The sequence below is a fragment of the Acinetobacter sp. GG23 genome (genome assembly GCF_057766365.1).
In genome coordinates, this window is sequence record NZ_JBYMDJ010000005.1 from 141,026 (window position 1) to 164,462 (window position 23,437).

Here is a 23,437-nt window from a genome sequence, read left to right on the forward strand (position 1 = left end):
GATGCAGCAGGAGACAGCGAACCCATGTTAAGTCCTGAAGAACTGAGTGCATTGTATCTGTCGGCCAAAGTGGCTTTGTTTGCTACGCTCACGAGTCTGCCTCTTGCTATAGCCATGGGCTGGTATTTGGCGCGTTATGAATTCCGGCTGAAGTTTCTGGTCGAAGCATTATTACAGCTTCCGATGGTGTTGCCGCCGGTTGTTCTGGGTTATCTGCTTTTGGTCCTGTTCGGCAATCAGGGATGGATTGGAAAATATTTAAATACCCTGGGCATTCAACTGGCTTTTAACTGGAAAGGGGCCGTGCTGGCCTCGATGATTGTGGCGTTTCCATTGATGGTGCACCCGATTCGTTTGTCTTTTCAGTTAATGAACCGACAGTTAAACCAGATCGCCGGTTCACTGGGTGCCGCACCATGGAAGGTGTTCTGGAGTATCAATTTACCTCTGGCAATTCCCGGTATCTTGATAGGAAGCATTTTATGTTTTAGCCGAAGTCTGGGGGAATTTGGTGCAACCATTACCTTTGTCGGGAATATTCCCGATGAAACCCGCACCATTCCGATTGCGATTTATTCATTTCTGCAACAGCCCGATGGTGAAAACATGGCAATGCGGCTGGTTGCCTTATCCTTGGTTTTGGCCTTTTCAGCCTTAATCGCCAATTATTTTATTCTGCAAAAGTATCAACGTAAATTGGGAGCTTGAAATGTTGAAATGTGATTTTCAATATCGGCATGCCGATTTTAGCTTGAATGTTGAACTGGAGATGCAGCAACCGTTATTAGGCATCGTCGGGGCATCGGGGAGTGGTAAAAGCACCTTGCTAAAAAATATTGTGGGTTTGCTCAAGCCACAGCAGGGTTACATCCAGTTTAATCAGCGTATCTTGCTGGATACAAAGCAAAACATTCATGTACCGATGCATCAACGTAAAATTGCTTTAATTTTCCAGAATGCCTTGCTGTTCCCACACCTGAATGTACAGCAGAATCTACGTTATGCAGAAAAATTAGTAGCTAAACCGGAACGAAAATTCCAGTTTGAAGAAGTGCTGGAATTACTGGAATTAAGACCCCTGATTCAGCGTAAAGCGAACCAGCTGTCAGGCGGGGAAGCACAGCGGGTTTCGATTGGCCGTGCCTTATTATCTTCACCGAATTTGCTGTTGCTGGATGAGCCTTTAACCGGACTGGACAGTAAACTGAAACAGCAGATTTTACCGTTTTTTAAGCGGATGAAAGATGAGCTGGATTTGCCGATGATTTATGTCACTCATCATCCTGAAGAACTGGAATATTTAGGGGCAAATATTCTGCAGTTAAACCAAGGGCAAATGACTTAGTAAAAAATAAATAAATTTTAAGAAGGAATTGTTTATTAAAAATAATATGTTATTTAAATCAGTTGGTGAAATAAATTTAATTTGCTTAAATTATTCATGTTGCCGCAGGTTATATGATGGGAAGTTTGCAAATAGATACGGGTATCTGTGAAATTATTGCAGATTTTATGCAGAATGTCTTTTTTCACAAAAGGAAAAGACTTCAGGAACCGGTTTTTAGTACAGACTATTAGATTATGTAGCTTCCTAAATATAGTCCAGACTTAAATCGAATAGAAAAAATAGGATCGAGAGTAAAAGAAATTTGAAATAAGTTTAGAGTTAAAAATACGGATAAATTGTTTAAAGACTACGGTAAGGATTTATTTGGTCTTTTATTTTTGGGTAATGACAGACTAAATACGATCCCATCTTCAGTATTTTCAGCGCTTGCTTGTCCACCATGCAATTGCATAATAGAGTTGACTATAGCCAATCCTAATCCCCCCGTGTGTGCTTTTTCATGCCGGCTATCATCGACTTGATAAAAGCGTTCAAATAAATGGGACAGATGTTGTTCTGCAATCCATACCTTTGGCGTCAGAACCTCAATTTGAATCATATGGTTTAATTCTTTGGCTCGTAGCATAATTTCACTATTCGTTTCACCATGTGCAATTGAATTACTGAGTAGATTTGCCAGTGCACGTTCTATTAATAATTGATTTGCAATCAGTTCTAATTCTAGTGCAACTTCAAGTTTAAAATGGATGTTTCTTTCATCAGCGAGAAAACTGAAGTATTCAACTAAGCCTTGCAGCATGCAATATACATTGAAGCATTGTTTTTCAACCAAATAATCACCATGTTCGACGCGAGCAATAAACAACATACTTTCGATCATTTGGTTCAGACGCTCATACTCTTCTAAATTTGAGTACAGCACATTTTCTAATTCATGCAGCTCTCGTGGCCGTGAAAGTAAAATTTGTGTTTGTCCCATCAAATTGTTTAATGGCGTTCTCAGTTCATGGGAAATGTCTTCAGAAAAACGTGCCAGTTGCTGATAAGCAGATTGAATTCTTGCCAGCATCGCATTCATGGCTTGACTGAGTTCATGCACTTCAAGGGTGTTACTTTGAATTTCAATACGTTGATTAGACTGCGTTATACCGATTTTTGTCGTGGCATGTATCAGTTGTTGCATCGAATTTAGAATATAGCGACCGGCAAACCAGGCCATCAGCGTCGAGCATAAAATCCCCAGAATGCTGTATAAAGTCAGTTTTGATCGATATTCAGCAAGGGCATTTTGCCCTTCAGCCAGTTGTTTACCAGCAATCAGTTGATAACGATCAGCATTGAATTCTAATTGCTTGAAGGCTAGTCGTGTCGAAGGATTATTTGCTTGATTATCTTGAAACTGGAGTGAAGATGAAAATGCTAAGGCGGGAATATGCACTTTTAATGGATTGATTTGAATGAGTTTACCATTTTGATTTCGTAAAAGAAGTAAGTTGTCTTCTTGCCCAAGCATGTTTTCGTAGAGCTTAGGATGTTGGACCAATAGCGCAAAACTTTGAGCATCTTCCAGAAAAATTTCAATCCGTTCAATCCGTGCTGCTAATGCCTGATCCTGCTGAGTTTGGATCATGTTTTTCATATTGTGATAGGACAATAGGGCAACGCTGCAAAATACCACGCAGGAGACCAGACAAAAAGCGATACTTAATAGGGTGGTTAGGTTTAATCGGATGGTTTTTTTCATGGCAGCTCATCAAGTTTATATCCCATACCACGTACCGTATGAATCAGTCTGGGACTGAAATGATCATCAATTTTGCTGCGTAGTCTGCGAATAGCAACGTCTACGACATTGGTATCTGTATTAAAATTAATATTCCATACCATGGATGCAATTTGACTGCGGGTCATGACTTGACCTTGATGCTCCATCAACAGTTGCAATAGCGCAAATTCTTTCTGACTCAGCTCAATTTTTTGCCCACCCCGCTGTACTTCGTGTTTTAAGCGGTTCAAGATCAAATTAGACACTTGGTAAGCCTCTTGTTCCATTCGTGGGGCACGCCGCAGTAGACTTTTGATCCTTGCCAGTAATTCAATATAAGAAAAGGGCTTGCTGAGATAGTCATCTGCGCCAAGCTCAAGCCCTTTGACGCGGTCCAGTACATGATCACGAGCCGTGAGCATGAGTACAGGAATTTGACTAAAGGTTCTGAGGGTTTGTAATACCTGCCATCCATCCAGGTCTGGCAACATCACATCAAGTAAGGCAAGGTCAAACTTTTGTTGTTGTAGAGACGATAGGGCTTCAATACCATTTCTTGCGATAGCGGTACTGTAACCCGACTCATTCAGCCCTTTTGCCAGATAGTCAGCAATTTTGACTTCATCTTCAATAATTAAGATATGCATCTCAGTAGTTTATCTTCTTTTAAACAGATTTTAGATTACAAATCGGTAATCTGATTGTCATGCCGAATTGCATCATTTTTTTCTAAGATATGTCCACGATCAATTGAAACATATTGCCACAATGAACGCTTTCTTTATAAAAAAATCTCTCGTAGCACTGGGTGCCTCATTTTTAGTGAACGCTTTTGCACATGCTGACTTAAGAACAGGCTACATCATGCCACTCGAAACCGCAGAATTGATGGCTAAAAATGTCATGCATGCTTGTCAATTAGAGGCAAAACCTGCTGCTGTGGTTGTGCTCGATCAGGGTGGTAATGTACTGATTAGTCAACGTCATGAGTCTGTTGGCATTCATAACTTGATTGCGGCAGAACGTAAGGCATTTACGGCGTATTCGACCAAAACCAATAGCTTGGATTTTATGCGTAATGCACAGAAAAACCCGGATGCGCAGAACTTGAATAGTCTACCCGAATTGCTCTTGCTCGGCGGGGGCATACCGGTGGTTTATAAAAATCAGTTTTTAGGTGCAGTTGGTGTCGCAGGTGCCGGTGGCTCAGTTCAAGACCATCAATGTGCGCAAAAAGGCGTAGAAACCACTTTAAAAACACTTTAAATCACTTAACACTATCTATTGGAGTCAATTTTTATGAAAAAGTCACTTATATTTCTGGGTGGTTTGTTGATCTCGAGTTGGGTAATGGCTCAAAACCCTTTGAGTGTACATGTCCTGAACTTGGAAAACGGTTTGCCGTCCTCCGATGTGAAAGTCACTTTGGAAGAACAGAAAAATGGTCAATGGGTTCAGATTTCAGAAGCTAAAACCAATCAACAGGGGCGTATCAGCGCATTATTTCCAGAAAATAAGCCGTTCAATACAGCTCTATATAAAGTCACCTTTAAAACAGGCGACTGGTTTAAGCAAAATAACCAAAAGACTTTCTTTCCTGAAGTGCCTGTCATTTTTCAGGTTGATGGTTCAGTCAAACATTACCATATTCCACTCCTGTTGAGTCCTTATGGTTACTCAACCTATCGTGGAAATTAAATCAATTATAGCGCAGTGCTAATCTTATAAAGTTCGAGCTCTGAGCACTTTAATATTTTAAGCGCTGTGAATACCACCGATTTTGTAGACACTCTTTAGTTCGATAAAACGGCTAATTAACGCGGTGTTTACAATCGTCATTCAAGAGTTAATCCCTAGGTCATTACCATCATTACCCGCGGGGCAGAGGAAGTTCACTGACAAAAAATTCCCCGCAGTCCAACCCAGATGTACAGTTTAATTGTAGGGTTTGTGGAGGTGGGCGAAACGCTTGGGGAAGCTATGCATCGTGAAACTCTCGAGAAAGGGGCTTCAGGTCAAAAACATTCAATATCGGGCATCCAGCCATGACCTATTCTGAGCAACCTGATGAGGGCAGTTAAAGCTGAATATCATGCTGGTGACAGGCGAAATGTCAAATACAGGAGAATGAACTGAGTGATGCTCGGTAAGCTGCGTTAATCCGGCATCCTGAATTTTATGCTCTGCTCTTCACACTTTTTTCACTTCAGTTGCACTATCTTAATAATAGAATCAATTAAGGCTCAAAAATGAATACTCTATTAAAGTCAATTGCGGGTACGACACTGGCAGTCATCAGCTTAAGCTTATCTGTCACTGCTCAGGCAGAAACAACTGCACCCCAAGCGGTAGATAAAGTCGATATTCAACAGTATGCAGGTAAGTGGTATGAAATTGCCCATTTACCGATGTATTTTCAACGTAAGTGTGTTGCCGATATTACAGCTCAATACAGTGTAAACGCTGATAAAACGATGGGTGTATTAAATAGCTGCCGTACTGCAGATGGTGAAATGATCCGTTCCGAAGGTATTGCCTATCCGCAGAATGAAGGCAATAGCAAACTTAAGGTGAGCTTTTTACCTAAAGGTCTAAGATGGTTGCCATTTACTAAAGGTCATTATTGGGTATTACGCATTGACCCTGACTATAAGGTTGCACTGGTGGGTGGGCCAAGCGACAAATACTTATGGATCTTGTCTCGTGAGCCTCAGATAGAGGAGGCAACTTATCAATCTTATCTGCAAACAGCACAACAGTATGGCTATGACATCAGCAAGTTAGTCAAAATGCCGCATTAATCGAAAAGCCCTTTGCCGAACTGCTAATCTCTCCTTTCACAGTTCGGCTTTTTTTATTCTGCTTCACATAAAATTGATATCAATGCGATTAAACTCCTTGAAAGAAAATAGAATATTTTACTATTAGGATAAATCCATGTTGAACAGTCTGATGCGATGGGTTGATAGTTGGTCTATGTCTGTGCAGGCAGAAACGATTACGGCTGAAAGTACTCAAATCCAGTGGTTTCGCATCTTGCCGTTTATTCTGTTGCACCTTGCTTGCTTAGCGGGGTTTTGGGTCGGGGTATCCTGGTTTGCAATTGGTTTTATGCTGGTCTTTTACCTGATTCGCATGTTTTCAATTACTGCATTTTTTCATCGATATTTGTCGCATAAGACCTTTCAGACTTCACGTGTGATGCAATTTATTTTTGTATTACTTGGCACAATGAGTGCACAGCGTGGACCGCTATGGTGGGCAGCACATCACCGTTACCATCACCGTTATACTGACACCATCCAAGACCCACATTCATCCACACATGGGTTTTGGTACAGTCATGTGGGCTGGTTTCTGAATGAATATAACTTTGCTACACGTAAAGAAGTGATTAAAGATTGGCTCAAATATCCTGAACTGATCTGGCTGGACCGTTTTAGTCTGCTTGTGGTGCTGCTCACTGCGAGTGGCATTTATACGCTGGGAGAATGGCTTGCTCTGAGCTATCCTCAACTGGGCACGTCGGGTCTACAGCTGCTGGTATGGGGGTTTGTGATATCCACCGTTTTACTGACGCATGCCACCTTATGTATTAATTCACTGGCCCATCACTATGGCAGCCGTGACTTCGAGACAGAGGATCAAAGCCGAAATAATTTATTTTTGTCTATTATTACCTTAGGTGAAGGTTGGCACAACAATCATCATTATTATGCCGGCAGTACCCGTCAGGGTTTCTACTGGTGGCAAATTGATATGACCTATTACATTTTAAAAATCATGTCTTGGTTCGGACTGGTCTGGGGTTTGAAACCGATTCCATCACGTGTGTATGAGATCAGCAAAATTGCGCAAGCCAGAAAACAGAAAAAAGCAGCAAAGAAAGGCGCTCAAAATATTCAATCTGGGGAATCATGATGAAAATTGCAATTATTGGCTCAGGCATTTCTGGGCTGTATGCCGCGTGGAAACTAGGTAAAGTGCATGAAGTTACCATATTTGAAAAGAACAATTATTTTGGTGGGCATACCGATACCCATCAGCTCAATATAGATGGAGAGCAAGTCGCAGTTGATAGTGGTTTTATTGTCTTTAATGAACATAACTATCCATTGTTTTGTGCAATGCTGAAAGAGCTCGGCATACCCTCACAAAGTAGTGATATGGGCTTTTCCGTCAACAATCAGGTCACAGGGCTGCAATACAATCCTTCCAAAAAATTCTCTTTACTGCGACGACCACAAAACTTCCTGAAATCTGACTTTCGCACGATGCTGTCCGATCTGTTCAGGTTCTATGCAGCCAATAAAGATCTGAATGTTGAACAAATCGATGTAGGGCTCAGTATTGATGAATATTTAAATCAACATGCTTATTCCGAGGCCTTTCGTCAGGAGCATCTCTACCCGATGTGCGGTGCGCTGTGGTCTTGTCCGGTCGAGCAGGCTGGGCAGATTCCGTATAAATTTGTGGTGAGTTTTTTTCAGCATCATCGCATGTTGCAACTCAAGGACCGTCCATTATGGCAAACCGTGAAAGGCGGTTCAGCATGCTATGTTCGTGCGATCCAGAAGCAGGCTAACAACATTAGCTTCCGAAAGACCGGGGTTGAATCTGTAGCACGTACCGCAAATGATATCTTGATTGAAACCAAGCAGGGCACCGAACGCTTTGACTGGGTGGTCTTTGCCAGCCATGCCGATGATAGCCTGAAGTTACTCAAAGACCCTTCCACACGGGAACAGGAGGTATTAGGTAATTTTCGTTATCAGGCTAACCGTATGGTGGTGCACTCGGATATCAGCATTATGCCAAAATCCATGCATCAGTGGGCAAGCTGGCATGTACACGTCACCCCGAGTCAGGCATCCGAGCACACGCCGTTCCAGAACAGTGGTATTCATTATGGCTTTAGTTACTGGATGAATAAGCTGCAAAACCTCAACTGCAACACTCAAATCTTGGCCACACTCAATCCAAATTTTGCCATTGATCCGAAAAAGATATGGGTAGAACGACATTACCGTCATCCGGTATTTGATGCTAAAGCCATTGAGGCGCAAAGCCATTGGGCCGAGGTAAATGGTCAAAATCGCACCTCCTACTGCGGAGCTTACTGGGGGTGGGGCTTCCATGAAGATGGGGCTCGCAGTGCCTCATGGGTTGTGGATCATTTGCTGAAAAAGGCTGGCCAAGCCGCTTAGGAGAGTCAGATGCGTATGTATCCACTGGCTGTTGCTTCTGCACAGATTCGGCATCGCCGTTATTTACCCAAAGCGCATGAGTTTAGCGCACAACTGACTTACTTATGGTTTGATCCTGATCAAATTAAAACCTTTACCCAAAAATCCTGGCTTTGGTCCTCTAGCCGCTGGAATTTTCTGACTCTGGATGAGCGGGATTTTCTGGACATGGAATGTGGCTCGATTCGGCAGAAAATTTCCCGTCTGCTGATCAAACAAGAAAACTATCGATTAACCCATGCCGATGCCGTAAGGGTCTTAGCTTTACCGCGCACACTCGGTTTTCGCTTTAATTCGGTAGTGTTTTACCTGGTCTTTGATGCGACCGAGCAGCCCGTGTTTGTGCTCAGTGAAATTACCAATACACCGTGGAATGAACGTAAAATCTATATCCATGATTGCAGAAAAAATGCAGTGGTACATGCACCGTATCGAACTTATCAGTTCGACTTTCAAAAAGATTTTCATGTATCGCCGTTTATGCCAATGGCGTTGTATTACCGCTGGCGCTTCAGCTTTTCTGATCAGCAAAATGTAATTCATATGCAGTTATTTGAGCAAAATGTACTGCAATTTGATGCAACCATGAGTTTTAGCCTGCAGAAGATCACAGTTCCTTCACAGCAGCATCGTTATGCTGTATTTAAGGTCTTCGAACCCTTCAAGATGATCATGGGAATCTACCTTAACGCCTTTCGTTTATGGAAGAAAAAAATTCCGTTTTACCCAAATCCTAAAAAAGATAAAGGAAATACATTGCTATGAAAACATTGTTAATGGGAGAGCTGAGCACATTACCTGTGGTACTGCGGCATTTACTGAAATTGCAGCATGGTCAGCTGATCTTTAAAGGGGTCTGGAACGGAATAGTTGGGGAAAGCAGTGACTTGCATGCAGTGATCCAGGTACATGACACACGTCTCATGGATTTACTGTTCAGAAATGGGGTTCTGGGTGCAGCGGAAGGCTTTATTCTGGGTTACTGGAGCAGTGATGATCTGGTAAAGGTGATCCAGATTTTGGCGCGCAACCGCGATGTGCTGGACCGAATGAATCAGAATGCTGTGGTTAAGGCCAGCCAGTTCTTTTTAAAGACTTGGTATAAATCACGTAAAAACTCAATTGATGGCAGCCGTAAAAACATTGCCGAGCATTATGACTTGAGCAATGAGTTTTTTAAGCTGTTCCTTGATTCAAGCATGATGTATTCAAGTGCCGTGTTTAAAGAGCCAAGCATGAGTCTGGAACAAGCATCAGACTATAAAAAAGAGTTGATCTGCCAGAAACTGCAGCTTCAGCCGATGGATCATCTGGTTGAAATCGGCAGTGGCTGGGGTGGTTTTGCCATTTATGCCGCCCAGCATTATGGCTGTAAAGTCACCACCATCACCATATCCAAGGCCCAGTATGAAGAAGCTGTGGCCCGGGTGATAGCATCGGGACTGTCGCATCGGGTCGATGTACAGCTCAAAGATTATCGGCTGCTAGAAGGTAAATACGACAAACTGGTCTCGATTGAAATGATTGAAGCCGTGGGCGAACAGTATTTACCGACCTATTTTAATAAATGCCGTCAGCTGTTGAAACCGAATGGTTTGGCACTAATTCAAGCGATTACCATTGAAGATGCACGTTATGAAAAATCCCTAAATACCATCGACTATATTAAGCGTTATATTTTCCCGGGAAGTTTTATTCCGTGTATCAGTGTGATGACTCAGGTGGCATCAGCACAAAAACTGCGTCTAAAGCAGCTTGATGATATTGGGCAAAGCTATGCAGACACCTTGAGCTGCTGGCGTCAGCGTTTTCTAGCACAGCGGGATGAAGTATTGCAACTTGGCTTCGATGAAAAATTTATACGCATGTGGGATTTTTACCTGTGTTATTGCGAAGGTGGCTTTAGAGAAGGTGTCATCAGTGATGTACACCTGCTGTTTGAAGCCAGTGCTTACTGAGTACCAATAAAATAGGGGGATACTGAGATGCTGCTTAATTTATTTTTAGTCAATATTTTTATTATGCTATGCAGCTGGATACTGGTCACCTATAACAAGCGTGCGGGACTGGTCGACGTTAGCTGGAGCTTTAGTATTGCACTGAATGTGATTGTAGCGGCTTGGGTAGTGGAAGATGCTCCTGTGCTAGTACGGGTGTTTCTGGGACTGGCAAGTAGTATCTGGTTTTTAAGACTGAGCTGGCATCTGCTGCGTCGTTATGCCAATGAAACCAGAGAAGATACCCGTTACGCCAATATGCGCCGAACTCTGGGAGAGTATCAGCATTTGGGATTTTTGGCATTTTTCATCTTCCAGGCAGGTCTAGTGCTGCTGTTTTCCTATCCCATGCTGGAACTGCTGAGTATTCCAGCACAGCAGTGGAATGGATGGACTGTCCCGGCCATTGCACTGGCTGCGACAATCATGCTGGTGGCATTGATCGGTGAGACGACTGCCGACCAGCAACTGTATCGTTTTAAGCTTGATCCACATAATCAAGGTAAAACAATGGATCGGGGTTTATGGAAATATTCACGCCATCCCAATTATTTTTTTGAATGGCTGCACTGGTTTGCCTATCCAATCTTAGGCTTGGCAGCAGGACTGTACGGACTTTGGGTTTATCCGATTTTGATGTGGCTGTTTTTGTACTACATCACCGGTATCCCATTTAGTGAACAGCAAGCCCTAGCGCACCGTGGCGACAACTACAAAGATTATCAAAGACGAACCTCAATGTTTATTCCGTGGCAACCCAAAAAGTAGGTACACAGATGGATTTTATGATTCAGCCCACCCTAAAACTGATTGAAAGTGGCAAAGTGCCCGATCAGGCGATTCGCACAGCCATCCGCCATTTAAGTAAAAAACGCTTGGCACAAGAAGGGCGTTTTGATCCGGCTCTGGCGGCACAGCGCTACATGGATGTGTTGCAGATACTTCAACATAGTGACATTGCGATTGAAACGGAGAAAGCCAATGAGCAGCATTATGAGCTACCGACTGAATTTTTTCAGGCGGTACTCGGGAAGCGTTTAAAATATAGCGCAAGTTTATTTAACAGCAATAAAACCACGCTTGATCAAGCTGAAGAATTGGCTCTGGCAAGCTATTGTGAGCGGGCTCAATTAAAAGATGGGCAGGATATTCTTGAAATTGGCTGTGGCTGGGGCTCCTTAAGTCTATGGATGGCAGAGCACTATCCAAACGCAAATATTATTGTCGTGTCTAACTCGGCCACACAACGCGTATATATTCAGGAACAGGCACGGTTAAAACAATTTGATAATCTGAGTGTGATCACCTGTGATGTAAATGTACTTGAGTTGGTCGCTGAATCTTTTGACCGGGTGGTTTCTGTTGAAATGTTCGAGCATGTGCGTAACTATCAGAAGCTGTTTGAGAAAATTAGCACATGGCTAAAACCAGAAGGCTTACTGTGGTGTCATATTTTCTGTCATCGTTTCCTGCATTATCCATTCGAAGTCAAGAATGAGTTTGACTGGATGTCGAAGTATTTCTTCAGTGGCGGGTTAATGCCGGCGGCATCGACATTCTTGCATTTCCAGGATCATTTACAATTAGAACAGCATTGGCAATGGTCAGGTACGGCTTATGAGCGTACTGCAACTGCCTGGCTTGAAAATATGGACCGCAACGTAAATACGCTAAAACCTGTATTTGAAAAAACCTATGGTAAAGACGCGGCTGCCTGGTGGCAACGCTGGCGGATTTTCTTTATGGCTTGTGCTGAATTATTTGGCTATGAAAAAGGCCAGGAGTGGGTCATTGGACACTTCTTGTTTAACAAGAAAGTCCTATAATACTTTCATAGCATTTAAATTAAAGATCAAGTAAGAGATGAGTTTATGTTTAAGCTGTTTCGAGACAAACGTGCTCATCCCTTAGGTGAGGTATTTAATCGTTATTATTGGTTGCAAATCGGTCTAATCGCCATGTCAGTTGTCATTGGCATTGGCTGTAGTGCCTGGGTCATTAAGGGCACTTTACTGAAAACCGCACTCGAACAGGAAATGTCACATTATTGGGAGCGTTTGGAACGTGATCCAAATGCAGAGCTTCCCGATACCAAGAATCTGTATGGCTATCGCTGGGATAGTAAAGCACCCGCGAAATTGCAAAATATGCAACTGCATGAAGGCGTAAGTCGTCATTTTATCGATGGTAAGGAGCGTATGACAGTCTATGGCGAGCGCAATGGACAGCATGTGTTTCTGGTTTTTGGTGAGAGTAATGTCAATAAACTGATCTGGCTGTTTGGACTTGCCCCCTTAATGGTGAGTCTATTTGTCTTGTACAGCCTGCTGTGGTGGTGGAACCGTCGTGCGCGGCGCTATTTTTCTCCGATTACCCGTCTGGCCAATGCACTGGAAAATATTGACTGGGAACATCAGAGCAAAGAAGCTTCGCCGTTTCAGGACATTAGCACCGATGCCAATATGGAAGCAGAGTATCTTAAACAGGCGCTGGAAAAATATCATCAGGTGTTGAGTGAATTTATTAACCGTGAACGTGAGTTTACCGGTGATGTCAGTCATGAGCTCAGAACGCCATTAACCATCTTAAAAGGCAATGTACAGCTGTGTCAGACCCGTTATGGTGACAATAAATCCTTTACCCGCTTGCAAAATACCATCGAAGACATGCAGCTTTTGGTCGATACCTTATTGGCCATTGCACGTAACACCACCAATACCTTAACTGCTGAAAATACTATGTTGTCGAATCTGTTGGATGAACTGGTGCAAGATTTAAACACTGTCAGTCATGCTAAAGGTATACAAATTGATTTGCAAAAAGATCTAGATGAGCAGGTCCGTAAAATTTATCCATCGATGACCAAAATGGTATTTAGTAATATTTTACGTAATGCATTGAACTATTCTCAAGGTTCCGAAATTGATATAGTTTTACAAAAAAATAAGGTACTCATTGCGGATAATGGCATCGGGATTCATTTACCCAACGATGCCAAAGTACAAGAGCTCTCAAATCGTCAGTTACAACTGCAGGTGAAAGGGCATGGTATTGGCCTGCAATTGGTGCAAAAGCTCTGTACGCAATTGGGCTGGCGTGTGGAATTATTTGACCGTCAGTATTATATCAGCACCCATCAGGATGTGAATTTAAGTCCGACCACAGGTTTAATTGTGGTCGTCTATTTGAATTAGGACTGCTAAGGTTCTAATGAGACTTTGAGGCCCACACCGGAAACCGTATGAATGAGTTTTTGTTCAAACGGTTTGTCGACTGTTTTGCGTAAGTTATAAATATGACTGCGCAGCGCATCACTTTCAGGCTCTTCATCGCCCCAAAGCTCCATCATGATTTCCTGTTTAGTCATGACCTTGGGGGAATTACGCATCAGAAGTTTGAGTAGTTTAAACTGAATCGGGGGCAGTTCAATGGTTTGACCGGAACGGCTTAAATGCTGACGCGCAGGATCTAAAATCAAATCATGAATTTTGATCTGACTATTTGAGACTTCGCCGAGTGAGCGCTTAATCAAGGCCTGGACGCGCATCACCAGTTCATTAAAGTCAAAAGGCTTCACTAAATAATCATCTGTGCCTGATTTAAAGCCTTTAAGCTTATCATCCAAAGTATCACGTGCGGTCAACATCAGTACGGGAATGTCCATACCTTGCTGGTTACGTAGCCACTCGCACAGCTCATAACCCGAGCCATCCGGCAGATTAATGTCCAGAAGTAGCACATGATAGGGACGCTGCTTAAGTAAATGACGTGCGGCATCTAAATTCCGGGCATGATCGACCACGAAGTCATGCTCTTCTAGGAACTCGCACAAGGTTGAGGCAAGTTCATAGTGATCTTCAACCATAAGCACAAAATGTTTAGACATAACCATGGCTTCTTAAATTAATTTAACAGTTGTTGCTTCAACTTAGCACTAAATGGAACGTTACCGAGCCAAATATTAAAATATTGCTGGGCTTGAGCATCTTGAATACGCCCGAGCACTCGCTGATTCAGGGAAAGTATTAATGTTTTGCTCGAATGCACATAACTGAGGCGATAAAGATCACCTTGTTTGACTGGTCGATATAACGCCGTCACTTGATGCAAAGCCGAGCTTTCATTATAGCCATTGATGTTCTTTTTTAAAAAATGTGTTGCTGCACGTTTAAACGCCCATTCCGGAATATTTTGACTATAGGCGAAATCCATTTGCATGCTTTGGCCTTGCCAGAATTGGGCACAGTTTTCTGCATAATAGTTGGCTGTGCCGACCTGCTTTTGTCCGACCAGTAATTCGCCTGTACTACATTTCAGCAGTTTATTGGCAGAAGCCAGTGGACTGATGGTACATATCATTAACACGCTCAAACTTAAGGTGATTTTTTGAATGGCAGTACCCATGAATAGGCACCTCCTACATAAGGTAATGCACGGTATAGACCATTTGCCGGATCCCAGAAGTCTTGCTGGAAAATAATTTTATTGTTGTCATTAACCTTTATTTCACTAATGCCATAAGAGGCCATAGAACGTGTGCTACCAAACATTTTAAAATCATAAGCCATATGCCAATGCACATAAGCAGAATCATTATAATGAGACGTATTTAATAGCTTTACGGTAACATTGCTAACGCGTTTATTCATACCTTTGAAGTGCTCAACCAAGTCACTACGCGATGAAAATTGTGACAAAGTATCATTAATAAACAGCTGGTCTGCATACAGAGAACTGGCTTTTTCTACAAATTCTGGCGTACCCAGAGTATTAAAGGTCGAGGTAAATCGCGTTCCAATCTCCAGGGCTTTGGCATCATCAAGTTTTACACCTTGGATGCTGGTGCGAGCCTGACTGTAGTCTGAGGAGTAGCTGGGAATACTTTTGCAGCCTGATATATACAGCAATGGCAGCGTAAGGGCTGCTGCTATCATTTTTTTAGCGTGTTTCATCATTCTGTCCATCTTCAATCTTATTTTGCTACTTTAGACAGGATGTCGTGAATAGAATGTGAAGATGAAACGCTATTGATAGAAAATGAATACAGTAAATATTGTTAGATTCCAGTCATTTTTGCAACCTGATAGGGATGAGAAGATAGAGACTAGGTCTGTACAAGGCGGCAGAAGCTGCCTTGTATATATCTGTAAGGCTGAAATTAAAGGCACATTCGGCGTCTTTCCACTCTTTGGGCTTAATCATAAAAAGTAGCAAACTCTTCAACAGTAACACGTGGTGTATGTAATTGATTAACCACTTGAGTTTGGTCCGCATAACCCAGTGCAATAGCGCAAACCAATTCTTCATTTTCAGGAATACCAAGCACATTGGCAACAGTTTGATGAAATGGGTTCCATGCTGCTTGTGGACAGCTATCAATTCCACGTGCCTTGGCCGCTATCATGACATTTTGGATCATCATCGCAATATCCATTTTTGAGCCAGTTTCCAAGGTTGTACTTAAGGTAAAAAATATTCCTACCGGTGCATCAAATAACTGATAATTACGTAAATGCTGCTGCTGCATTTTCTGCTGTTCACCTTTTTTAATATTCAGCAAACCGTAGAGCCCCCACCCATTTTCACGGCGACGTTCAATAAATGGCGATGTCCATTGTTCAGGATAATATTTAAACGTTTCTTGATGAAGAAGCGCAATTTCCGGCTTCTCAAAAATCTGACTTTGCGCTGTACAGACCTGCTCAATCAGTTCATCACGTTTTTTCCCCATCACCACATAAACTTTCCAAGGTTGAATATTGTTACCTGACGGTGCACGGCAGGCGACGTTTAAAATATCTTTGATAGTCTGTGTATCAAGTGGGGTATTTTTAAAAGCACGTACAGAATGCCTTGAGGTAATAGCTTGATCAACTAGGTTTTTTTGTTCTTGATGCATTTTGAATTCCTTTTTAGGGTTGAGATTGAGTATGTTTAAATTCATAGATCATTCTGGAACAAAAGTATTGGATTTAATCAATGACAGATTCCATTCTCGCTTCCAACCATCGGCATTATTTTTGAATAAAGTGTGCAGGACGTTTTTCTAGAAAAGCCTGTATGCCTTCTGCTGCATCGAGTGTCTGGCTGACATTGACAAATAATTCGGCTTCTAAAGCCAAACCCGCCTGAATATCCAGTTCAGATGCTGCTTGAACAGCTTGCATTGCATGTTGAATCGCAGCAGGAAATTGCAACCCGAATTCATCCAAATATTGACGACCGGTTTGAATGGGGTCACTTAAGTCTAGAATGCGGTTAATCAGTCCAATATGAAGGGCTTCTTCTGCCGTAATAATTTTTCCACTGATAATTAACTCCAGTGCCTTGGTCTGCCCCACTAGGCGAGGCAAGCGCTGGGTACCGCCATATCCGGGAATCAGGCCAAGCTTAATTTCAGGTAATCCCAGGCGTGCATTTGGGCTGCAAATTCGGAAGGTACATGCCATAGCCAATTCTAACCCTCCGCCTAAAACCGCACCATTGATACAGGCAAGCGTAGGAAATTTTAATTGATTAATTTGCTCAAATAAGTTTTGGCCGATTTGTATGGTCTTTAAATGCGCTGCCGGAGTTTTATTTTGCAGTTCGGTAATATCGGCACCTGCGCAAAATGCTTTATGACCATCACCTGTAAAAATCGCAGCGCGTAAGTTAAGAGAAGAAATTTCGGCGATAAATTCTTGCAGTTTGGCAATCATGTCTGCATTCAATGCATTTCTTGCTTCCTGCCGCTTTAATGTAATGATCGCGATATTGTCTTGGTATTTTAATTCTGCACTCATGCGCCACTTCCTTGCTTCAATGGATTTTAAAGAATAAATTCTATTTAAATTATGTCAATACATATATTTATTTTAAAAAAAAATACACTTAAACACATGTGGTTATATTATTTAAATAAATATATATGTAAATATATTGACATAAAATGAGCATTAAATTAATCTGTTAAAAGCTTGTGAAAAGCAAAAAAAAGAGTGCTAAGAACTTTAGATTTAGCTCATCAAACGAAAGATCATATCGCGATTTAAAACAATGAAAAGCGAATTTGAAATTTGTTGAATCAGAAGAATTAAAATGGACAAGGAGTAGAGTTATGCAGCATATTGATATGCAAAAAATAGCAAGTGAAGCAAAGTTTAACCGTTTCCATGCCAAAGTACTGATCTGGTGTTTAGTGATTATTATTTTAGATGGTTATGACATTGCAGTTTCTGGCGCAGCCTTACCTTCAATTATGGAACAAATGGGAGTAAGTGCTTCAACTGCTGGGTTTATGATGAGTTCTGCACTATTTGGAATGATGTTCGGTGCAATGTTTTTTGGTGGTTTGGCGGATAAAATTGGTCGTCGCTTAACCATTGTAATCTGTGTTTTTTTATTTAGTGTTTTCACTGCGGTCGCGGGTTTAGCTGAAGACCCTGTGACTTTTAGTATTATCCGTTTTATTGCAGGTTTAGGAATTGGCGGGGTAATGCCAAATGTCGTTGCACAAATGACCGAGTATTCCCCTAAAAAAATACGCACCGTAATGACTTCATTAATGTTTTCAGGTTATGCGGTCGGGGGTATTTTAGCAGCAGTTTTAGGTAAACAGTTTATTGTCGAGTTTGGTTGGCAAATTGTCTTTTATGCTGCGGCTATTCCAGTCGTTTTAATTCCCTTTATCTGGAAGTCAATGCCAGAGTCACTCAGCTATCTAACTAAAAAGAATAAAGAAAGCGAATTGAGACGTGTGGTAACACAGATCGCGCCTGATCTTCAAATCGATAGTGACGCAAAATTTGTGAATGAGGCCAATATAAACAGTGCTAAGCCCTCTATTGGACTGTTATTTAGTGATGGACGTGCCTTTAGTACGCTGATGTTTTGGGTCGCATTTTTTACCTGTTTATTCATGGTCTACGCCTTAAGTACCTGGTTAACCAAATTGATGGCAATGTCCGGTTACTCCCTTGGTTCAGCTCTTACTTTTGTGATCGCTTTGAATGTGGGTGCAATTGTTGGAGCGATAGGTGGCGGGTGGCTGGCAGACCGTTTTCACATTAAGTGGGTTCTGGTCATCATGTATAGCTTAGGAAGCGTATTTCTGTATTTAATGACGTTGCCAATGTCGGTCAATATGCTGTATTTCACCATTGCTATTGTAGGGGCATGTACCACAGGTGCACAAATTGTTGCCTATTCCTATTGTGGACAATTTTATCCAAGCATTATTCGTTCAACAGGAATTGGCATGGCCTCGGGTGTGGGACGTTTGGGAGCAATCGGAGCACCGTTATTAATTGGTTTGATTGTGTCGCTAAATTTACCTATTCAACAAAATTTTATGGTAATTGCTTTAGCAGGTTTAATTGGTGCTGTGGCTTTATCTCTGATTAATCATAGACGTGCAGATATGGCACACGTACAGAGTGAAACCAATATTAATTTAAAAGTTGAGGAAGCATAAAATGAAAGCAGTGGTTGCTGTAAAACGTGTGGTTGATGCCAACGTTAAAGTTCGCGTTAAACCGGACAATAGTGGGGTAGACCTGACTAACGTTAAAATGTCGATCAACCCATTCTGTGAAATCGCAGTGGAAGAAGCGGTTCGTTTAAAAGAAAAAGGAACAGTTTCAGAAATCGTTGTGGTTTCTATTGGTCCTAAAGAAGCGCAAGAACAAATCCGTTCTGCCATGGCGCTGGGTGCGGATCGCGGTATCCTGGTAGAAACTGCTGATGAGATTGGTGCACTTGAAGTGGCTAAAATCCTGAAAGGCATTGTAGAACAAGAAAAACCGGAACTGATCCTTCTGGGTAAACAAGCCATTGATGACGACTCGAATCAGGTCGGTCAGATGCTGGGTGCTTTACTGGGCGCGGGTCAAGGTACATTTGCTTCTGTCGTGAATGTTGCTGGCGATAAAGTTCAGGTTACCCGTGAAGTGGACGGTGGTTTACAAACGGTTGAACTGAACCTGCCTGCCATTATTACCACGGACTTGCGTTTGAACGAGCCACGTTATGCGGCACTTCCAAACATCATGAAAGCGCGTAAAAAACCGCTTGATGTGAAGTCTCCTGCGGATTATGGCGTTTCAGCGACCACCAAACTTAAAACAGTAAAAGTTGAACCACCAGCAGAACGTAAAGCTGGCGTACAAGTGAAATCTGTGGACGAGCTTGTTGAAAAACTTAAAAACGAAGCGAAAGTGATCTAATACAGAAGGATAATATCATGAGTATTTTAGTTATCGCTGAGCACGACAATAAAGCACTAAACGGTGCAACTTTAAACGTTGTTGCTGCAGCTCAAAAAATCGGTGGTGATATCACTGTATTGGTTGCGGGTTCTGGCGCTCAGGCCGTTGCGGATCAGGCGGCTCAAGTTGCAGGCGTAAGCAAGGTATTGCTTGCTGACAACGCGGCTTATGCACACCAGTTGGCTGAAAACGTAGCGAAACTTGTTGCCGAGTTAGGCAAAGGTTATTCCCATATCCTGGCTGCATCTACCTCAAATGGTAAAAACGTACTGCCACGTGCGGCTGCACTTCTTGATGTCAGCATGATCACGGATATCATTGCTGTTGAAAGCCCAACGACTTTCAAACGTCCAATCTATGCCGGTAACGCCATTGCAACGGTTGAATCTTCGGAATCTGTTGTGGTTGCCACGGTTCGTGGGACTGCATTTGATCCTGTTGCGACCACAGGCGGTTCTGCAGCAGTCGAAGCGGTTGCTGACGTTCAGGATGCGGGCATCTCTACGTTTATTTCTGAAGAGATTGTCAAATCTGAACGCCCAGAACTCACCGCTGCGCGTATTGTGGTGTCGGGTGGTCGTGGTGTGGGTTCAGGTGAAAACTATCACAAGATCCTTGATCCACTGGCGGACAAGCTCGGTGCTGCTCAAGGGGCATCACGTGCCGCAGTGGATGCAGGTTTTGTACCTAACGACATGCAAGTCGGTCAAACCGGTAAAATCGTTGCACCTGACCTGTACATCGCGGTTGGTATCTCGGGTGCAATCCAGCATTTGGCAGGGATGAAAGACTCTAAAGTGATCGTTGCGATCAACAAAGATGAAGAAGCGCCAATTAATGCTGTTGCGGATTACTGGTTAGTCGGTGACTTGAACGCGGTAATTCCTGAATTGGTTTCAAACATATAAGCTAAGTAACTGTATTAAATAATTAAATGGAATAAATACTTTTTCATAAAAGCATTTATTCCGTGCTACGAAATAAATAACCGGTAAAGGAATTTACCTTAAAAATCAACAAAGGGAGTGGACCATGATCCGTGATCCGGAAATGCTGGAACAGCTTTTAGACACCATCCGAAATTTTGTTAAAAATGAACTGGTGCCTTTAGAACACGAGGTGGAGGAAAGCAACGCCATTCCTGAACATATCGTCAGCCAGATGAAAGCGCTGGGTCTGTTTGGCCTGACCATTCCGGAGGAATATGGCGGCCTCGGCATCACCATGGAAGAAGAAATTCTGGTGGCGCTGGAACTGGGCCAGACCTCGGCCGCTTTCCGTTCCCTGATTGGTACCAATAACGGCATTGGCTCCAGCGGGATCCTGATCGATGGCACAGACGCGCAAAAGCAGAAATATCTGCCGCGTTATGCCAGCGGGGAATATATCGGGTCCTTCTGTTTAACTGAACCGGATTCAGGTTCAGATGCGGCCGCGTTAAAAACCTCAGCGGTTAAAGACGGTGACTATTATATTTTAAACGGCACCAAGCGCTTTATTACCAATGCCCCGCGTGCGACCACCTTTACCGTGATGGCACGTACCAATCCCGAGATTAAAGGCGCGGGCGGCATTTCTGCATTTCTGGTTGAAGCCGGCACCCCGGGGCTGTCTTTGGGCAAGATTGACAAAAAAATGGGCCAGCATGGCTCGTATACCTGTGACGTGATTTTTGATCATTGCCGCGTGCATCAGGATCAGCTGATTGGCGGGCAGGAAGGCATTGGCTTTAAAACTGCGATGCGCGTACTGGATAAAGGCCGTTTGCATATTGCCGGCTACAGTGTTGGCATGGCAGAACGCATGCTGGAAGATGCGCTGCATTATGCGGTAGAACGGAAACAGTTTGGTCAGCCGATTGCCAACTTCCAGCTGATCCAGGGCATGCTGGCCGATTCCAAGGCTGAAATCTACGCGGCAAAATGTATGGTGCTGGATGCGGCTCGACTGCGCGATGCCGGCCAGAATGTGACTGTCGAAGCCTCGTGCGCGAAAATGTTTGCAACGGAAATGTGTGGCCGTGTCGCAGATCGCTGCTTACAAATTCATGGCGGTGCGGGCTATATCAGTGAATATTCAATTGAACGTTTTTACCGCGATGTACGTCTGTTCCGCTTATATGAAGGCACCACTCAAATTCAGCAGATTATTATTGCCCGTGAAATGATTAAACAAGCCACCGCTTAAATAGAACAACTATATTTTTGGACTAGACAACATGACTTCAAAAACCAGATTCAACTGGCAAGATCCATTTTTAATCGAGCAGCAACTCACAGAAGAGGAGCGCATGATTCGTGATTCTGCCCAGGCCTATTGCCAGGGTAAATTGTTGCCGCGTGTCCTGGAACAGTTCCGCCATGAACAAACCGATGCTTCCATTTTCCGTGAGATGGGTGAGCTGGGCCTGTTGGGTCCCACCATTCCGGAACAGTATGGCGGTGCAGGGCTGAACTATGTCAGTTATGGCCTGGTGGCACGTGAAATTGAATATGTCGATTCGGGTTACCGTTCCATGGCCAGTGTACAAAGCTCGCTGGTGATGGTGCCAATTAATGAATTTGGCTCGGAAGAACAGAAACAGAAGTATTTACCCAAACTGGCCACTGGGGAATATATCGGCTGTTTCGGCTTGACCGAGCCGGATCATGGTTCTGACCCGGGCAGCATGATTAGCCGGGCCAAAAAGGTCGAGGGCGGTTACCGTTTAACTGGTGCAAAAATGTGGATCACCAACAGTCCGATTGCCGATGTGTTTGTGGTCTGGGCCAAAGAGGTTTCAAAAGAAGGTAATGTCGGCGAGATCCGCGGCTTTATTCTGGAAAAAGGCTGGGAAGGGCTGTCTGCACCGGCGATTCACGGCAAGGTCGGCTTGCGTGCCTCGATTACTGGTGAAATCGTGATGGATAACGTGTTTGTACCTGAAGAAAATGCCTTCCCGGAAATTCGCGGCCTGCGTGGTCCGTTTACCTGCCTGAACAGTGCCCGATACGGCATTGCCTGGGGCGCGATGGGGGCGGCTGAATTCTGCTGGCATACTGCCCATCAATACACCATGGACCGTAAACAGTTTGGCCGTCCACTGGCGGCCAACCAGCTGATCCAGAAGAAACTGGCGGATATGCAAACTGAAATTGCACTGGGTTTACAGGTTGCCTTACGTTTTGGCCGGATGAAAGATGAAGGCATTGCATCGGTTGAAGGGACTTCACTGATCAAACGCAACAACTGCGGCAAGGCGCTGGATATTGCCCGACTGGCGCGTGACATGCTCGGGGGCAACGGCATCAGTGATGAGTTTGGGGTGGCCCGTCATCTGGTCAATCTGGAAGTAGTCAATACCTATGAAGGCACCCATGACGTGCATGCCCTGATTCTGGGTCGTGCACAAACCGGTATTGCTGCGTTCGGTAATTAATTCGCTCAAAATAGGCCATGTTTGGATTGGTATTCTTCATGGGCTTAAAGTTTCTAGCAGCTATCTAGGCTGGTTTAGCTATGCTAACCCAGCTTTTCTTTGAAGTTGGGATATTTTGTTTTTCAAGATTGATAGATTATTTTTTAAGTATTCGATTAAATAAGATTTTCTGTGATTTTTTAAAGTATTCCCTATGTTCTAAGTTTAGATTTTTTGATTATAAATGCTGAATATTTTGTAAAAATTTTTTGATCGGAGAATTTTTAGGATCAGTGTTGCTTATAACTGCAAAAGTTATAAACATGTATAAATAAACCCATATCGACTCTTTCTAGTGAGTTTCATATAAAAACTATCCGAACATCTATCTAACCAGTTGTATAAGAGCTTTCCTTGATAGGATGGTTTTTATACA

At 43.1% G+C, this 23,437-nt stretch carries 24 protein-coding genes and 1 pseudogene; 18 read left to right on the plus strand and 7 right to left on the minus strand.

Annotation, left to right across the window (positions count from 1 at the left end; genetic code table 11):
- Positions 1–24 precede the first annotated feature (24 nt).
- Positions 25–708 carry a molybdate ABC transporter permease subunit gene (gene modB, locus AC3CAU_RS10200; RefSeq protein ID WP_131218400.1) on the plus strand — a complete coding sequence of 228 codons (684 nt, stop codon included), beginning with the start codon at positions 25–27 and terminating at the stop codon, positions 706–708.
- A gap of 1 nt (position 709) precedes the next feature.
- Entirely contained in the window at positions 710–1,345 is a 636-nt protein-coding gene (locus AC3CAU_RS10205) for an ATP-binding cassette domain-containing protein (protein WP_131218398.1), read from the plus strand.
- 349 nt (positions 1,346–1,694) lie between these two features.
- On the opposite strand, the gene AC3CAU_RS10210 is transcribed toward AC3CAU_RS10205, so the two are convergent.
- Positions 1,695–3,092, minus strand: coding sequence for a heavy metal sensor histidine kinase (locus tag AC3CAU_RS10210; RefSeq protein WP_447054469.1), 1,398 nt, complete (start codon positions 3,090–3,092; stop codon positions 1,695–1,697).
- Positions 3,089–3,760, minus strand: a complete 672-nt coding sequence (locus tag AC3CAU_RS10215; RefSeq protein ID WP_447054470.1) for a heavy metal response regulator transcription factor — start codon at positions 3,758–3,760, stop codon at positions 3,089–3,091. Before AC3CAU_RS10215 ends, AC3CAU_RS10210 begins: the two co-directional genes overlap by 4 nt.
- Before the next feature lie 217 nt (positions 3,761–3,977).
- On the opposite strand from AC3CAU_RS10215, the gene AC3CAU_RS10220 reads away from it, so the two are divergent.
- From AC3CAU_RS10220 to AC3CAU_RS10270, 11 genes and pseudogenes are all read left to right on the plus strand, one after another.
- On the plus strand, positions 3,978–4,379 hold the full coding sequence (locus AC3CAU_RS10220) for a GlcG/HbpS family heme-binding protein (protein ID WP_447054482.1): 402 nt from the start codon (positions 3,978–3,980) through the stop codon (positions 4,377–4,379).
- Positions 4,380–4,412: 33 nt separating this feature from the next.
- Positions 4,413–4,811: a hydroxyisourate hydrolase gene (gene uraH / locus AC3CAU_RS10225; RefSeq protein ID WP_131218390.1), complete on the plus strand. Its 399-nt coding sequence runs from the start codon at positions 4,413–4,415 to the stop codon at positions 4,809–4,811.
- 129 nt (positions 4,812–4,940) lie between these two features.
- Positions 4,941–5,260, plus strand: a pseudogene (locus AC3CAU_RS10230) (NUDIX domain-containing protein); the annotation flags it as partial.
- A gap of 102 nt (positions 5,261–5,362) precedes the next feature.
- The gene (locus tag AC3CAU_RS10235) at positions 5,363–5,914 is read left to right on the plus strand and encodes a lipocalin family protein (RefSeq protein WP_447054471.1); all 552 of its coding nucleotides are present in this window, start codon (positions 5,363–5,365) and stop codon (positions 5,912–5,914) included.
- A 136-nt stretch (positions 5,915–6,050) separates the two neighbouring features.
- Positions 6,051–7,034, plus strand: coding sequence for an acyl-CoA desaturase (locus AC3CAU_RS10240; protein ID WP_131218386.1), 984 nt, complete (start codon positions 6,051–6,053; stop codon positions 7,032–7,034).
- A complete protein-coding gene (locus tag AC3CAU_RS10245) occupies positions 7,034–8,320 on the plus strand; it encodes an NAD(P)/FAD-dependent oxidoreductase (protein WP_447054473.1) in 1,287 nt (428 codons plus the stop codon). The genes AC3CAU_RS10240 and AC3CAU_RS10245 overlap by 1 nt, the downstream gene beginning before the upstream one ends.
- 9 nt (positions 8,321–8,329) lie before the next feature.
- Positions 8,330–9,124: a DUF1365 domain-containing protein gene (locus tag AC3CAU_RS10250; protein ID WP_447054474.1), complete on the plus strand. Its 795-nt coding sequence runs from the start codon at positions 8,330–8,332 to the stop codon at positions 9,122–9,124.
- The gene (locus tag AC3CAU_RS10255) at positions 9,121–10,317 is read left to right on the plus strand and encodes an SAM-dependent methyltransferase (protein WP_131218380.1); all 1,197 of its coding nucleotides are present in this window, start codon (positions 9,121–9,123) and stop codon (positions 10,315–10,317) included. Before AC3CAU_RS10250 ends, AC3CAU_RS10255 begins: the two co-directional genes overlap by 4 nt.
- Positions 10,318–10,344: 27 nt before the next feature.
- Positions 10,345–11,124 carry a DUF1295 domain-containing protein gene (locus tag AC3CAU_RS10260; protein ID WP_447054475.1) on the plus strand — a complete coding sequence of 260 codons (780 nt, stop codon included), beginning with the start codon at positions 10,345–10,347 and terminating at the stop codon, positions 11,122–11,124.
- Positions 11,125–11,132: 8 nt separating this feature from the next.
- The gene (locus AC3CAU_RS10265) at positions 11,133–12,182 is read left to right on the plus strand and encodes an SAM-dependent methyltransferase (RefSeq protein ID WP_447054484.1); all 1,050 of its coding nucleotides are present in this window, start codon (positions 11,133–11,135) and stop codon (positions 12,180–12,182) included.
- 45 nt (positions 12,183–12,227) lie between these two features.
- Positions 12,228–13,550: a sensor histidine kinase gene (locus AC3CAU_RS10270; RefSeq protein WP_447054476.1), complete on the plus strand. Its 1,323-nt coding sequence runs from the start codon at positions 12,228–12,230 to the stop codon at positions 13,548–13,550.
- A 5-nt stretch (positions 13,551–13,555) separates the two neighbouring features.
- Here AC3CAU_RS10270 and AC3CAU_RS10275 read toward each other — a convergent pair whose 3' ends face one another.
- The 5 genes from AC3CAU_RS10275 to AC3CAU_RS10295 all read right to left on the minus strand — a co-directional run bounded on the left by AC3CAU_RS10275 (position 13,556) and on the right by AC3CAU_RS10295 (position 17,141).
- The gene (locus AC3CAU_RS10275) at positions 13,556–14,242 is read right to left on the minus strand and encodes a response regulator transcription factor (RefSeq protein ID WP_425919359.1); all 687 of its coding nucleotides are present in this window, start codon (positions 14,240–14,242) and stop codon (positions 13,556–13,558) included.
- Positions 14,243–14,259: 17 nt separating this feature from the next.
- Positions 14,260–14,760 carry a chalcone isomerase family protein gene (locus tag AC3CAU_RS10280; protein ID WP_447054477.1) on the minus strand — a complete coding sequence of 167 codons (501 nt, stop codon included), beginning with the start codon at positions 14,758–14,760 and terminating at the stop codon, positions 14,260–14,262.
- A complete protein-coding gene (locus AC3CAU_RS10285) occupies positions 14,730–15,308 on the minus strand; it encodes a nuclear transport factor 2 family protein (protein WP_424619435.1) in 579 nt (192 codons plus the stop codon). The genes AC3CAU_RS10280 and AC3CAU_RS10285 overlap by 31 nt, the downstream gene beginning before the upstream one ends.
- Positions 15,309–15,550: 242 nt before the next feature.
- The gene (locus AC3CAU_RS10290) at positions 15,551–16,255 is read right to left on the minus strand and encodes a nitroreductase (RefSeq protein ID WP_447054478.1); all 705 of its coding nucleotides are present in this window, start codon (positions 16,253–16,255) and stop codon (positions 15,551–15,553) included.
- Between the two features lie 115 nt (positions 16,256–16,370).
- Positions 16,371–17,141, minus strand: a complete 771-nt coding sequence (locus AC3CAU_RS10295) for an enoyl-CoA hydratase/isomerase family protein (protein WP_447054479.1) — start codon at positions 17,139–17,141, stop codon at positions 16,371–16,373.
- Between the two features lie 314 nt (positions 17,142–17,455).
- Between AC3CAU_RS10295 and AC3CAU_RS10300 the strand changes: the two genes are divergently transcribed.
- From AC3CAU_RS10300 to AC3CAU_RS10320, 5 genes are all read left to right on the plus strand, one after another.
- Positions 17,456–18,811, plus strand: coding sequence for an MFS transporter (locus AC3CAU_RS10300; RefSeq protein ID WP_131218364.1), 1,356 nt, complete (start codon positions 17,456–17,458; stop codon positions 18,809–18,811).
- 1 nt (position 18,812) lies between these two features.
- Positions 18,813–19,562, plus strand: a complete 750-nt coding sequence (locus tag AC3CAU_RS10305) for an electron transfer flavoprotein subunit beta/FixA family protein (RefSeq protein WP_488368482.1) — start codon at positions 18,813–18,815, stop codon at positions 19,560–19,562.
- Positions 19,563–19,579: 17 nt separating this feature from the next.
- Positions 19,580–20,512 (plus strand): FAD-binding protein, encoded by a 933-nt coding sequence (locus AC3CAU_RS10310; protein WP_447054377.1) that lies wholly within the window; start codon positions 19,580–19,582, stop codon positions 20,510–20,512.
- 124 nt (positions 20,513–20,636) lie between these two features.
- On the plus strand, positions 20,637–21,791 hold the full coding sequence (locus AC3CAU_RS10315; protein WP_447053068.1) for an acyl-CoA dehydrogenase family protein: 1,155 nt from the start codon (positions 20,637–20,639) through the stop codon (positions 21,789–21,791).
- Between the two features lie 31 nt (positions 21,792–21,822).
- On the plus strand, positions 21,823–23,022 hold the full coding sequence (locus AC3CAU_RS10320; RefSeq protein ID WP_447054378.1) for an acyl-CoA dehydrogenase: 1,200 nt from the start codon (positions 21,823–21,825) through the stop codon (positions 23,020–23,022).
- Positions 23,023–23,437 lie beyond the last annotated feature (415 nt).

Bases quoted from the DNA above. Each gene is read 5' to 3' on its own strand.
- AC3CAU_RS10255 (WP_131218380.1), top strand. From the start codon at position 9,121: ATGAAAACATTGTTAATGGGAGAGCTGAGCACATTACCTGTGGTACTG.
- AC3CAU_RS10315 (WP_447053068.1), top strand. From the start codon at position 20,637: ATGATCCGTGATCCGGAAATGCTGGAACAGCTTTTAGACACCATCCGA.
- AC3CAU_RS10240 (WP_131218386.1), top strand. From the start codon at position 6,051: ATGTTGAACAGTCTGATGCGATGGGTTGATAGTTGGTCTATGTCTGTG.
- AC3CAU_RS10275 (WP_425919359.1), bottom strand. From the start codon at position 14,242: ATGTCTAAACATTTTGTGCTTATGGTTGAAGATCACTATGAACTTGCC.
- AC3CAU_RS10220 (WP_447054482.1), top strand. From the start codon at position 3,978: ATGCCACTCGAAACCGCAGAATTGATGGCTAAAAATGTCATGCATGCT.
- uraH (WP_131218390.1), top strand. From the start codon at position 4,413: ATGAAAAAGTCACTTATATTTCTGGGTGGTTTGTTGATCTCGAGTTGG.
- AC3CAU_RS10290 (WP_447054478.1), bottom strand. From the start codon at position 16,255: ATGCATCAAGAACAAAAAAACCTAGTTGATCAAGCTATTACCTCAAGG.
- AC3CAU_RS10285 (WP_424619435.1), bottom strand. From the start codon at position 15,308: ATGAAACACGCTAAAAAAATGATAGCAGCAGCCCTTACGCTGCCATTG.
- AC3CAU_RS10270 (WP_447054476.1), top strand. From the start codon at position 12,228: ATGTTTAAGCTGTTTCGAGACAAACGTGCTCATCCCTTAGGTGAGGTA.
- modB (WP_131218400.1), top strand. From the start codon at position 25: ATGTTAAGTCCTGAAGAACTGAGTGCATTGTATCTGTCGGCCAAAGTG.
- AC3CAU_RS10310 (WP_447054377.1), top strand. From the start codon at position 19,580: ATGAGTATTTTAGTTATCGCTGAGCACGACAATAAAGCACTAAACGGT.
- AC3CAU_RS10260 (WP_447054475.1), top strand. From the start codon at position 10,345: ATGCTGCTTAATTTATTTTTAGTCAATATTTTTATTATGCTATGCAGC.
- AC3CAU_RS10250 (WP_447054474.1), top strand. From the start codon at position 8,330: ATGCGTATGTATCCACTGGCTGTTGCTTCTGCACAGATTCGGCATCGC.
- AC3CAU_RS10320 (WP_447054378.1), top strand. From the start codon at position 21,823: ATGACTTCAAAAACCAGATTCAACTGGCAAGATCCATTTTTAATCGAG.
- AC3CAU_RS10205 (WP_131218398.1), top strand. From the start codon at position 710: ATGTTGAAATGTGATTTTCAATATCGGCATGCCGATTTTAGCTTGAAT.
- AC3CAU_RS10280 (WP_447054477.1), bottom strand. From the start codon at position 14,760: ATGGGTACTGCCATTCAAAAAATCACCTTAAGTTTGAGCGTGTTAATG.
- AC3CAU_RS10265 (WP_447054484.1), top strand. From the start codon at position 11,133: ATGGATTTTATGATTCAGCCCACCCTAAAACTGATTGAAAGTGGCAAA.
- AC3CAU_RS10295 (WP_447054479.1), bottom strand. From the start codon at position 17,141: ATGAGTGCAGAATTAAAATACCAAGACAATATCGCGATCATTACATTA.
- AC3CAU_RS10215 (WP_447054470.1), bottom strand. From the start codon at position 3,760: ATGCATATCTTAATTATTGAAGATGAAGTCAAAATTGCTGACTATCTG.
- AC3CAU_RS10300 (WP_131218364.1), top strand. From the start codon at position 17,456: ATGCAGCATATTGATATGCAAAAAATAGCAAGTGAAGCAAAGTTTAAC.
- AC3CAU_RS10245 (WP_447054473.1), top strand. From the start codon at position 7,034: ATGAAAATTGCAATTATTGGCTCAGGCATTTCTGGGCTGTATGCCGCG.
- AC3CAU_RS10235 (WP_447054471.1), top strand. From the start codon at position 5,363: ATGAATACTCTATTAAAGTCAATTGCGGGTACGACACTGGCAGTCATC.
- AC3CAU_RS10210 (WP_447054469.1), bottom strand. From the start codon at position 3,092: ATGAAAAAAACCATCCGATTAAACCTAACCACCCTATTAAGTATCGCT.
- AC3CAU_RS10305 (WP_488368482.1), top strand. From the start codon at position 18,813: ATGAAAGCAGTGGTTGCTGTAAAACGTGTGGTTGATGCCAACGTTAAA.